This is a genomic window from Liquorilactobacillus vini DSM 20605 (assembly GCF_000255495.1).
In the GTDB taxonomy this organism is placed as follows: Bacteria; Bacillota; Bacilli; order Lactobacillales; family Lactobacillaceae; genus Liquorilactobacillus; species Liquorilactobacillus vini.
In genome coordinates this window covers 1-12,349 of sequence record NZ_AHYZ01000039.1, presented here as the reverse complement: position 1 = coordinate 12,349, position 12,349 = coordinate 1, and the positions used below count along the sequence as shown (strand labels likewise).

At 35.5% G+C, this 12,349-nt stretch carries 12 protein-coding genes; 6 read left to right on the top strand and 6 right to left on the bottom strand.

The window, feature by feature from the left end:
- Positions 1–436: LLM class flavin-dependent oxidoreductase (locus tag ON15_RS02075; RefSeq protein WP_010579816.1), on the bottom strand; the 436-nt coding region annotated here is incomplete at its 3' end.
- Between the two features lie 347 nt (positions 437–783).
- Here ON15_RS02075 and ON15_RS02070 point away from each other — a divergent pair.
- The 4 genes from ON15_RS02070 (at position 784) to ON15_RS02055 (ending at position 4,581) form a co-directional block, all read left to right on the top strand.
- On the top strand, positions 784–1,338 hold the full coding sequence (locus tag ON15_RS02070) for an NADPH-dependent FMN reductase (protein WP_010579815.1): 555 nt from the start codon (positions 784–786) through the stop codon (positions 1,336–1,338).
- Positions 1,339–1,607: 269 nt separating this feature from the next.
- Positions 1,608–2,375 carry a (Fe-S)-binding protein gene (locus tag ON15_RS02065; RefSeq protein ID WP_010579814.1) on the top strand — a complete coding sequence of 256 codons (768 nt, stop codon included), beginning with the start codon at positions 1,608–1,610 and terminating at the stop codon, positions 2,373–2,375.
- 15 nt (positions 2,376–2,390) lie between these two features.
- Positions 2,391–3,884 carry a LutB/LldF family L-lactate oxidation iron-sulfur protein gene (locus ON15_RS02060; RefSeq protein ID WP_010579813.1) on the top strand — a complete coding sequence of 498 codons (1,494 nt, stop codon included), beginning with the start codon at positions 2,391–2,393 and terminating at the stop codon, positions 3,882–3,884.
- Entirely contained in the window at positions 3,874–4,581 is a 708-nt protein-coding gene (locus ON15_RS02055) for a LutC/YkgG family protein (protein WP_026049433.1), read from the top strand. Before ON15_RS02060 ends, ON15_RS02055 begins: the two co-directional genes overlap by 11 nt.
- A gap of 69 nt (positions 4,582–4,650) precedes the next feature.
- On the opposite strand, the gene ON15_RS02050 is transcribed toward ON15_RS02055, so the two are convergent.
- Positions 4,651–5,511, bottom strand: a complete 861-nt coding sequence (locus tag ON15_RS02050; RefSeq protein WP_010579811.1) for a fructosamine kinase family protein — start codon at positions 5,509–5,511, stop codon at positions 4,651–4,653.
- 454 nt (positions 5,512–5,965) lie between these two features.
- On the opposite strand from ON15_RS02050, the gene ON15_RS02045 reads away from it, so the two are divergent.
- On the top strand, positions 5,966–6,832 hold the full coding sequence (locus tag ON15_RS02045) for a DegV family protein (protein ID WP_010579810.1): 867 nt from the start codon (positions 5,966–5,968) through the stop codon (positions 6,830–6,832).
- A gap of 122 nt (positions 6,833–6,954) precedes the next feature.
- Positions 6,955–7,902, top strand: coding sequence for a glycosyltransferase family 2 protein (locus ON15_RS02040; protein ID WP_010579809.1), 948 nt, complete (start codon positions 6,955–6,957; stop codon positions 7,900–7,902).
- A 166-nt stretch (positions 7,903–8,068) separates the two neighbouring features.
- Here ON15_RS02040 and ON15_RS02035 read toward each other — a convergent pair whose 3' ends face one another.
- The 4 genes from ON15_RS02035 to glf all read right to left on the bottom strand — a co-directional run.
- Complete coding sequence (locus tag ON15_RS02035) at positions 8,069–9,694, bottom strand: APC family permease (RefSeq protein WP_010579808.1); 1,626 nt, start codon at positions 9,692–9,694, stop codon at positions 8,069–8,071.
- A gap of 41 nt (positions 9,695–9,735) precedes the next feature.
- Positions 9,736–9,957: a hypothetical protein gene (locus ON15_RS02030; RefSeq protein WP_010579807.1), complete on the bottom strand. Its 222-nt coding sequence runs from the start codon at positions 9,955–9,957 to the stop codon at positions 9,736–9,738.
- 170 nt (positions 9,958–10,127) lie between these two features.
- Positions 10,128–11,318 carry a hypothetical protein gene (locus tag ON15_RS02025; RefSeq protein ID WP_010579806.1) on the bottom strand — a complete coding sequence of 397 codons (1,191 nt, stop codon included), beginning with the start codon at positions 11,316–11,318 and terminating at the stop codon, positions 10,128–10,130.
- Positions 11,319–11,352: 34 nt separating this feature from the next.
- On the bottom strand, positions 11,353–12,349 hold a 997-nt coding region (gene glf / locus ON15_RS02020; RefSeq protein ID WP_010579805.1), incomplete at its 5' end, for a UDP-galactopyranose mutase.

Here is a 12,349-nt window from a genome sequence, read left to right as displayed (position 1 = left end):
GATTTAATTTTTCTTCAAACAGCAAATCATAATCGCGCAGATTATAACCGTATAACGGAAATGATTCGGTAAATGACCCACGGCCCAAAACGACCTCTGCCCGACCATTAGAAATTGCATCTAAAGTTGCAAACCTTTCAAAGACTCGAACCGGATCGTCTGAGCTAAGAACTGTTACTCCAGAAGCTAATGTTATTTGCTTAGTCCGAGTTGCCAAGGCCGCCAAAACCACATCTGGACTGGAAATTGCGTAATCACGACGATGATGTTCACCCAACGCAATCACTCCTAAATTCAACTGATCAGCCAGAATGCCTTCTTTGATTACTTGACGAATTGCTTTAGCTTGAGAAACTGGTTTCTCCTGTTGATCAAAAGGAATATCTCCAAAAGAATCCAAACCAAAAACTATTTTTTGCGGATCGATATTTTTCATAGTTCAGCCTCTTTACTTATTTATAGTAAGTCAATAAATCAAATATACGCAATCAAATACTATGCTGTCAACCAATTTAGCTTAAGATTATTTTTTTAAAAAGATCATTTAAGCATTAATGATTATTCATAATTTCTTCAATTTTTACCAGTATATTAAAAACATAGTCTTGAAACATAAATAAACGCCAAGACTAAAATTCATATCTTTCTCTACTCCCTTTTTCTTCACAGTCAGTTCCCCCAAGCTGCTGTGAAGTTTTTTTTGACATAAATGTTGTTTTTTTTGTAACAAGTGGTATACTATAAATAAAGCTTAAAGCTTACAAAAAGTAAGGAGTGCATTAAATGACAAAAACAGTTGGATTAATCGTTGGAAGTCTACGCAAGGGATCATTCACTAGAGCAGTTGCCGAACAGATGGCTGCACAATTGCCAGCAGGCTTTGAAGTTAAAAATATTGATATTAGCAAATTAGATCTGTACAACCCTGATCTCGATGATGAAAATCGGGTTCCAGCGAGTTGGACTGATTTTCGGAGTGCAATGAAAACCGTTGATGCTGTTATTTTTGCTACCCCAGAATATAACCGCTCTGTTCCAGGTACTTTGAAAAATGCTATTGATGTTGGTTCACGCCCATATGGTCAAAGTATCTGGGATAAAAAACCAGCCATTATCTTAAGTGTTTCGCCTGGTGCAATTAGTGGCTTTGGTGCTAACCATCATTTACGTCAATCACTTGTTTTCTTAAATATGCCAACTATTCAGCAACCTGAGTTATATATTGGCAATGTTACTAACCTGTTAGATGATGATTTGAAAATCACCAATGAAGGAACGCTTAAATTCCTTGGCGGAGCAATGCAAACCTTCGCTGATTTTATTAATAAATTAGCTTAACTTAATTTAAGAGTCGGAAAATAATATTTTCCGACTCTATTTTTTTGTCCGAAAAACTTGCTTTAGATTATGAAGAAATTTTTGGCATTATAATAATCTTGATTTTCAAAGCAATCGCCGCTTAACTTTTTGGCAATAGATTTTGAGCGTTCTAATTTGAAATAAAATGCGCTATAATAACCTTGAATTATTTTTTTAAAAATCAACTTTAGAGTTTTTGCAATCTAGCTGATTATTAATTGATTCTACATTAAATGGAGGTGTTTTTAGTGAAAGTAGCAATTTTTTCGACTTGTGTTGTTGATTTAATGTTTCCAAACGTCGGCAAAGCAATGGTCGAGGTGTTAGAGCGATTTGGTTGCGAAACTTGTTTTCCAACTCAGCAAATCTGTTGCGGCCAACCAACTTACAATAGTGGTTACCGCAAAGATAGTCAAAAGGTCTTTCATAACGAGGTTGATGCTCTTTTAGGAGCCGATGCTGATTATATTGTTGGACCAGCTGGATCTTGTGTTGCAATGTTGCGTGGCTATCAAGAACTATTAAAAGATGACCCTGATTATGCAGATAAAGCGGTTGAATTAGCAAATAAAACTTATGAATTTTCACAGTTTTTATACCGGATCTTGGGTGTCAGAAATGCCGGAGCTCAGTTAGCTGCCGTTGCAACTTATCATCGATCATGTCATATGACTCGCTTATTAGGGGAAAAAACCGCTCCTTATAAGCTGTTGGCCGAAGTCAAAGATTTGAAAATGGTACCTCTACCTCATGTTGAAAATTGTTGCGGATTTGGTGGTACTTTTTCTGTTAAACAACCTGAGATTTCAAAACAAATGGTCGATGAAAAAGTCAATGATATTATGAGTACCCAAGCAACCGTCTTAATCAGCGCTGATCCATCATGTTTAATGAATATTGCTGGTCGCTTCAGTCGCCGAAATGAAAAAATAAAAATTATGCATATTGCTGAGGTCTTAAATCATAATGTTGATCCCAGTCGGATTCGTTTTACTGATCAACCAGCAAATGTTTAAGGGGAGGTAAGTCATATGGCATCAATTTCAACTAACAGTGAACCATTCTTAACTCGAGTCAAAGAAGCTGAGAAAGACAAATTCATGCAAGCTTCTGTTGCCAAAGCTCAAGATGCCCAGTGGGAGAAACGGCCAGCTGCTCGTCAAGAACTCGGTAATTGGGAAGATTGGCGTAATTTAGGCGAACAAATTCGTCAACATGTCATCAAATATCTGCCAGATTATCTAGAAGAATTCAGTAATAATGTTGAAAAGCGCGGTGGCCATGTTTTCTTTGCTAAAACTGATCAAGAAGCTACCGATTATATTAAAAAAATCGTTGAAAAAAAACATGCACATAAGATCGTTAAATCAAAATCAATGGTTACCACCGAAATCAATTTAGACAAAGAACTTTTAAAAATTCCTGATACATCTGTTTTAGAAACCGATCTAGCTGAATTTATCCTGGAAGAAGATAACTGGGATGAGCCAACACATATCGTTTTCCCGACTTTGCATAAAAATCGCGATCAAATTCAAAAAATCTTTCAAAAGCTGGGTTACAAAGGCAGCAACGAGCCCGGTGAGATGGCCAAGTTTGCTCGGCATTATTTAAGAGAATCCTTTTTAAAGGCTGATTTGGGCATTACCGGCTGTAACTTTGCAATTGCTGATCAAGGAATGATCAATTTGGTAACTAACGAAGGAAATGCTGATTTAACGATGGCGATCCCTGAAACTCAAGTTGTCGTTATGGGGATGGAGCGAATCGTTCCAAGCCTTAAAGAAGCTGAAGTTATGGACAATATGCTGTCTCGCAGTGCTGTCGGTCAAAAATTAACCAGTTATTGTACCTTCGCCGGACCACAAGTTGCTGGTGAAAGTGATGGTCCAAATGACTTTTACGTTGTTATTTTGGATAATGGACGTTCTAATGCCTTGGGAACTGATTTTGAACCAGTTTTGCAATGCATTCGTTGCGGTTCTTGCTTAAATGTTTGTCCAGTTTATCGCCATATTGGCGGACATGGCTATGGTTCAATCTATCCTGGACCAATTGGAGCAGTTTTGTCTCCGGTAATTGGTGGTTATGATAAATTTGGTGATTTGCCTTTTGCTTGCAGCCTCAATGCTGCCTGCACTGCCACTTGCCCAGTCAAAATTCCGCTACATAAATTATTGATCAAGCATCGGGAAGTAATGATCGACAAGATGAAAGTTGATCACAGTTTCAATAATACCTTGATGAAAGTTGCTGGTGTTGGAACTGCTAAACCGATCCTCTTTAAAATTGCTTTAGGTGGTGCCTATCTTGGTTCTGCTCCACTTTCCAGAAGGAGCCAAACTTCAGTTGAAAACATGTATCAGTTTGGCCACATTGAAAAGGCACCAAGTTTAGCTAAGGGTTGGACGGATGTTCGTTCGCTACCGCGGCCGGCCAAGCACTCTGAAAATTTCCGCAGCTGGTATAAGCAACATGAAGCAGCTAGAAAAGCAGCTCAAAAAGGTGGTGAAATTGATGGATAAACAAAATCGCGAGGACTTCTTAAATAGTATTGCTACTAAAGCTGGACGACCAAGGCATCAACTAGCGGATCATCCTTTTAAACCTCTAAATAACCTACCTGAGGCAACCCTTTCTGGCAAGACACAAGATCAGCTTTTACAAATTGCTAAAAAAAGTAGTGAAGGTGTGCATGTTAACTTTGAAACAACCACTACTGTTTGCTTAGCCGATTTATTAAATAAGTACGTTCAACACAAAAATATCCGTCAATTGATCTTACCAACTACTGACGTATGGGGAAAATTCAAATTAGCTGATTGGCAAAAAAGCACCGGTGTAACAACTAATTACTGGATTCCGCAAGCTCCGCGCAAAGAAAATATCCAACGTGCTCAAAATGCTGATGGCGCTATTGGTTTTGCTGATTTCCTATTAGCTGAATCTGGCACGATTGCCGTTGCTACTACTCCGGGACAAGGTCGGGCTTTTCATTTTTTGCCAACTCATTATTTAAGTATCATTCCAAAAAGTAAAATCGTCCCGCGCAGCCGCCAAGCAATGGTTGCTTATGCTGAAAAATTTTCAAGTGGCGAACTAAAAACCTCTAATATCAATTTGATCACTGGACCTTCTAACTCTGGTGATATTGAAATGGTGTTAGTTGTTGGTGTACATGGTCCCCTTGATATGACTTATGTGGTTGTTGAAGATCTCTAAAAAAACTAAAAGCGCTCTTAAATCAAAGTTAAATCCTTTAATTTAAGAACGCTTTTTAGTAGCCAATTTTTAACAATCTTTAATAATCGTTAAAAGTAAGTTCTTGACGCTGGCTGCATAGCTCATGCCAAATTTATCCAAATGGACCATTAAATAATATAGTCGATAAGAGTTTAACCGTCGCTGATATCCTTTAGTCAAAGGCAATTCATGCTGATAAGCTTGGTAAAAAGCTGGTGTAAAACCACCAAAAACCGTTGTAATTCCGATATCAAATTCTCGATCCCCATATAAAGCAGCTGGATCCATCAGAGCTGGTTGACCATCAGTCAAAAAAGCAAAATTCCCCGCCCAAAAGTCACCATGCAACAGTACTGGCTGACTTGGATGAAAAGCTAGTTCAGCTGCTATCACTTGTCTAGCTTGCCGATAAAGTTGAATTTGCGGTGGCTGCCAAAAACCCTTTCTCTGCAAATGCTGAGCTAATCGATCTAGTCGTTGCTTCAAGAAGAGATCACTCCAACTATCAGTCCAAGTGTTTGAAAATGAAATACTAGTTCCAGCATACGGAAATTGATAGCCGAATTTACCGTTAGGACTAACTACTTGGTGTAATCTAGCTACTTCCTTCCCTAAAAGCCGCTGATCTCCTGAACGAGCCAACAACAAATAATTTAATAGCAAGTATGCATCGCCATTAATTTCACCATTGGCAATTACCTGTGGTGCCTTAATTCCAGCACGTTGAAAATCTTTTAAGCCAGCAATTTCTCCTTGGTAGAAATTAGCATCTGTGTGCGGTTGAACTAATAAAAAGAAATCTTGTTGAATAGTTTGCAAATGAAAAGCTTGATTGACATCCCCACCACCCACTGGTTGCCAAGACACAATTTTTTCAACTGGTAATTGCGCTAACCATTTTTGGTCCATTTATAGCATCCTCTTTCCTATTTAAATTATAAAATTTCAGCTAACAATCTTCAAAAAATTGATTTTAACGAGATTAACTTTTTCTTTGGGAATTTTTAAAAAAAAGCCAACTTTTAATTCATACTTTATTCACACTTTCCTTTTATAGTAATAGTTGTAACCTGATAAAACTTTTCATTTCTTTCCCTTTTTAACCGTAGTATTTATGTTACGGATGACCATAAAAACCCCCCAATTTTTTATGGTCAAGTAGCTGGAGCAAAATTGTTTTGCTTCAGCTTTTTTCTTGCATTAAAATAAGAACATTCGTAATTTAAAAGTTTTCTTGTTATAATTAACTTAGGTAATAGTTTCCACCTAGACTTTAAGTTTATGTTTAGTTGACTTAAAAACCATTAATAGTATAATTAACTTAAGTGAATATATCGTATATCTTTTTTAAGGAGCAATTCTAATGACAACATCCATCAAAATTTTGACTGATTCGTCAGTTCAATTAACTGACGAAGAAATTCAAAAATATAATATTACGGTCATCCCATTATCGGTAGAAATTAATGGTCACACTTACGTTGATGGTGAGGAGATCACTCGTCAGGAATTAATTGAAAATTTACAAGCAGGGAATTATCCCAAAACTAGTCAACCGCCGCTCGGAAGATTTGTCGAAGCTTATGATCGCTTAGGAGCTGATGGTAGTCAAATAATTGCAATTGTGTTATCTGATGTTTTAAGCGGTACTTACTCAACTGCTCAAACCGCTGCTAACATGAGTGAAGCTAAGGTTACAGTTATTAATAGTAAATCAACTGACCGTGGTTTGGCATTTCAGGTAATTGCAGCTGCTAAAGATGTTCAAGCTGGAAAAACGGTAGCTGAAATAGTTAAGCATTGTCAAGCTATTTATCATCGAACTCGAATCAATGTTTTAATCGATAATTTAGACTGTTTAGTTAAGGGCGGTCGAATCAGTCGTTTCGCCGGAGCGCTAACTAAGTTAATTAATTTAAAAGTTGTTGTTCAACTTAATAATCAAAGTCTGGATGTCGTTGCAAAAGGTCGAAGTCGGAAAACCTTTCTTAAATTTTGTGAGCAAATTGCCACCCGCCATCAAGCTCAAGACAATCCGATTCAAGATCTTTCCTTATCAAATGTTGGTACTGATCCCGAATTTCTTTCCCGATTAAAGCAAATTATTTTGCCAACAAATAGCGAGCAAGTCCATTACTTAGCCCGGTTAACTAGTCCCATCATTATGACTCACACCGGTCTAAATGCTGTTGGTGTAATAACCTTATCAAAAAAACCTGATGTTGATTAAACAATCATTAGCTTTTAAGAGCATAGTGTAAAACATTATGCTATTTTTTATGGATGATTGTTTTTAAAAGCTAAATTATCTATAATTTAATTCATCGTATAAAATCATAGGAGGAAGCACAATTGAAAGTAGTTGCTGTTTTAATGTCAACATATAATGGCAGTAAATTTCTCAAGCAACAAATTGAGTCCATTAGAAATCAAACGTATTCAAATTGGGAATTATATATAAGAGATGATGATTCAACTGACAACACATTAGAGATTTTAAAAAATTATGAACTTATTGATAAAAGAATCCATTTAGTTAATACTATTGATAATAATGTTAATTTAGGACCTAAAAATTCCTTTTTTGAATTGCTTCAAGAAACAAATGCTGATTATTATTTTTTTTGCGACCAAGATGACTATTGGGAAAAAACAAAAATCAAAAAAATGATTGACGTTTTGAAATGTATTAAAGAACCTTGCATAGTTTATTGTGGCATAAAATGCGTTGATCAAAACCTCAATCCTGTTAATCATCCTTTTGAAGAATCAGTTGGCTCTATGGATGGAAAAAGCTTTATAGACCGTGGCATTTGTAATGATATGCCCGGATGTACCATGGCTTTTAATAAAAAAGTCCACCACCTTTTTATGAGAACTACATCAACACATTCAATCCGTATGCACGATTGGTGGCTTACGTTAATCACTGCTGCATTTGGAAAAGTTATCTTTTTACCTGAAAAGTTAGTGAAATATCGCTTACACTCAAATAATACTGTTGGTGCTGGGGAAAAAAAAGCAATGATCAAGAAACTAACCAGTTTCAAGAGATTAAAAGAAAGAATTGCTTTCATTAACTCAACTGTAAATCAACAACGAGAATTTTTTTTACAATATAAAGAGCTAATAAATAATGAAGATAAAAATTATCTAACTGCAATTAGCAATCCTCAAAAAAATAGATTTTTAATTTTTAGAGCAAACACTATTTTCAAATATCATCCTAAAAGTTGTAATAAATTTCGCACTTTTGTGTATTATACATTATTTATTTTTCTTAAGCGTAAATTTAACTAAAGCTTCAATTACAATAATTATTGTGTAGACATTTGAAAAAGCGATAACCATTTCTTTGCTTATATTCAGTCTATGTTGTGTACCATATATATTAGGCTTTATTCCTGATATTGATCCCCTATTACTGGATAATTTTAATCTATAAGTAGCCTTTTAAAGTTTTATTCTACCGGATTTTATTTTTCTGTGGATGCCGCCGCGAAATCAACCAAATTATCATTAAAGCAATCAATGCCTCAATTGCAATCAACCAACCCCGATAAGTCAGTGAAGTACCACCTAAGAAAACCCCTAAAACAATTGCAACTACAACCACACTGATCATTACAATCCATTGAGCTTTAGAAAAGGCTTGTCCGTACTGGTCCTCTCGTCTGGTAATTGAGGGCAAAATCGCTCCTAAACCAATCAAAATGGTGATTGCTACAATATTAATTATTAATTCATACCACCAAACCGAACTGAATTCTTTAACATCCTGCGGGGCTATCCCAAAGATAGTGGCGATTGCAGTAACTGCAAACGCCCAAAAACCAACAAGCCAAGCTAACTTATCATTTTTAATGAAGACATAGCTTGAAGGATACTTGATTGAATTTCGACGAACACGCATAAAAGCATAAAAGATCCAACACGTAACACCTGGTGAAATAATCCCGTTCAAGTTTAACAACCAGTTGAAAATGTCATTCATATCCGGTAAGAAGATTCCTAATAACAAAATAAACCCCGATAAAACACAAGTTAATAAATAACCATTAACTGGCAGGCCATCAGCATTAGTCTTTCGCAAAAAATGCGGCATATAACGCTCACCTGTATCAGAGATCAGCATCCGCGTCATCGCATCCAATAAAACTGCTAGCAAAGCTACTAGATAGAAGACTTCGGTCCAAGCAAAAAGATACATAAATAAATTGCCAACATGATATTGTTGCCCCAAAGCCTGAAAAGCATAATAAGAACCATTCATTTTTAAATCATTTGGCAAGTGATGAGCATCAAAAAAGATCCCTAGTGAAAATGAGCCAAAAATCGTTAAAAAGGCTGTCATAGCTGCTAAAGTAATCATTGATTTTGGAAAATCAGTTTGCGGTTTTTTCATTTTAGTAACAAATGGAGCAATTAGTTCGCAACCATTTACCGCATAAATTAACAAACCCACTGTCGTGAGATATTTCAAATCAAATTTCGGCACGATCGCTCCTAAATTCATCGGTTGAGTCGCAATATGGCCACCCATCGCTAGTGAAGAAAGCGACATGATAACAAATAAAACCGTCATCCCAAACATCGCAATCCCGCCAATTGTACTTAGCAACTCTAAAGAACGTTTAAATCGCGATTGAACTAAAATGAAAACTGCAAACGTTAATAATGTCCAAAGCGCAAACTCGCTGTTTGAAATTGAATCTTGAAACTTGCTGTTGCCCGTCACTGCCCAACCAATGCCAACAACAATTGAATTAGCAGTGTCAACAACATATGGAATCGATGCTGCCCAATAGGTCCACGCAGTGAAATAACCCAAGAATTCGCCATTAGTTCCTCTGATCCATGAGCTTAAGCCCCCACCTTCATGATTGAAGATTGAACCTAGTTGACCGACCATCAATGAATACGGAATTACATACAAAAAGAGCATTAAAATCCAGGAAGTAATAACCCCCATTCCTTGATTTTTAAAATTATAAATTAAATCATCAAACCCAATCACCGTTACAAAACACATTAATGCCAAGACCGGCCAACTAATATAATGTTTTGAATTCATAGCTGATAAATTATCCATTTCTCCCATCCTTTTTAAAAAACTAGCAAATCATTAATTCATCAGTCTAAAAACTCTGGAGGTTTATCAAGTACCCCCTCAAGTATCAATTTTTGCCAATTCTTTTTTTTAAATATTTCCACCACAAACAGTTGCTGGAAAATTGTCCCCTTGACCACCGAAATTACTACTACCTGCAAATTAAATTTATGATAAATTACCATTGAGACACTATATTGGATCAACGCTAAAATTTCTTGCAAGAATATTTCTTTTAATTCCATTACTCTTTCCAACTATACTTTATTTTCATCTTTAACAAATCTTAAAAAAAAGTTCACAAAAAATTCGCAAATGTACGTTATGATACAAAAGTAATCTGATATTAAATAATTTCATTTACTCCCCCTATGGTAAATGAAAATGCTCCGAACAATTATTGTCCGGAGTTTTTTTATACCCTCTTTGAAAAATTAATCTCTTTTTGCCAATAGTCCAAATTTGCTAAAGCGCTTAGCAATACCACATTAAATGACATTTCATTTAAATGTTGATCAATAACTGAACTTAAAACAATTAAAATTAACGCAATAACAAATAACATCAAGTTCAATTGATAATAGCGTTTAAATAAAAACCACAATAAAAACATTAGGGCTAAGAAAACAAAAATACCCTCCATCAGAAGAATTCTAATAAAAGAAGAATCAATATAAAAATAATTAAAAGCCTTATGGTGGATACCACCGTTACCTTCTTGGTAAACAAACTGCCCAATATAAGTCACATTATATTTTTTGAAAGCTAAATGACCAAAAATCAATCTTCCTGATAAAACTTTATTCACTAAATTAAGAAATGAATTTGTTGCGCTATAAGCATAAGCCATTAGCATATTTAACCCAATAAATAATGTCACTACTACCATCAACCAAAATTCACCAATTCCATTAATTATTGGATATAAATATGGCCTTGCCCAAACACTAACGATTAATAACAGCATTAAAATTAAATCTATTCTGGTATCAGTAACAAAATATATAAATAACGTTAATGCCATAGTTGAAATGTAATCCGTCAAACTAAATTTAAATTTACGATACAAAGTAAACGCAATTAACCAATAGAATGCTCGAGCTGCAAAATCAGATGGGTAGATCATTCCTAAGGCAAATCTGACTACCGGATCATTAACTCGAGTTATCCGCAAATTAGGAACTGCTCCTACTAGCGCGCAAGCAATTGTAATACCAACCATCACCGCAATTGAAATTAAAAAAGCTTGCAAAATTTTTTTGAAATTAACATTTTTGGCACCGATAATAAATAAGTAATAATAAAAACAATTAGGCTCATATGAATTTTTATATGAAAGCCAAAAAATAAAGCCAATTAAAAATATAATAAAAAAATCTTTTCTTGACCAATGATCAAAGAAAGTAATCTTTAAAACCATCATGATTCCAGAAAATTCAGTTAGATAAACTAACCACATTCCCGGAAAATATCTAGTTAAAAACGTTCCAAACATATAATTTGCACAAACATAAATAACTAACGCAAATATATACAAAGATTCAGCTAAGTTTGAACGATTTTGAAAATTAAGAAGACTCGTTACGCTTTTTGACTTCACTTCCATTAAGTCCCTCACCCTCAATTATAAATAGCTTCTTCTACTCAAACTCTTTAGCAACTGTTACCAATGCAGCCCCAATCACTTGGTCCATGTTGTAATAGCGGTACTGTCCTAAGCGGCCACCAAAGATCACTTTCTTAGCTTCTTGATCTGCTAACTCCTTATATTTCTTATACAAAGCGTTGTTTTTTGCATTATTTACTGGATAATATGGTTCATCGCCACGCTGCCAAGTCTTCGGATATTCACGCGTAATCACAGTTTTTTCCTTATCACCCTTACCGAATTCAAAGTGCTTATGCTCAATAATTCGCGTATACGGTGTTGCGGCATCGGTATAATTGACAACCGCATTGCCTTGATAGTTTCCCTGATCAAGCTCTTCAGTTTCAAATTGCAAGCTGCGATATTCCAATTCGCCGTAACGATAAGCAAAGTATTGATCAATCATTCCAGTAAAGACGATGCGATCATAGTTCTTTAAGTATTCTGCCTGCTGGTCAAAAAAATCTGTCTGGGTTTCAACAGTAATCAAATCACTGGCTAGCATTTTTTCCACAATCTGTGTATACCCACCAATCGGAATTCCTTGATACAAATCATTGAAATAATTATTATCATAAGTCAGTCGAACTGGTAATCGCCGAATGATAAAAGCCGGCAATTCGGTTGCTGGGCGTCCCCACTGCTTTTCAGTGTAGCCCTTAATCAATTTCTGATAAATATCAGTTCCAACTAAAGAAATTGCCTGTTCTTCCAAGTTTTCAGGCCTTTTACCCTTTAAAACTGCTCGCTGCTGATTGATCTTAGCCAACGCTTCTTGCGGAGTAACCACACCCCAAAGCTTATTAAAGGTATTCATGTTAAATGGCAGATTATAAATTTCGCCCTGATAATTAGCAATTGGCGAATTTGTATAGCGATTAAATTCAGCAAATTGCTGAACATAATTCCAAATTTTTTTATTTGAAGTGTGAAAAATATGGGCACCATATTGATGAACTTGAATGCCATCTACTTCTTTAGTATAGATA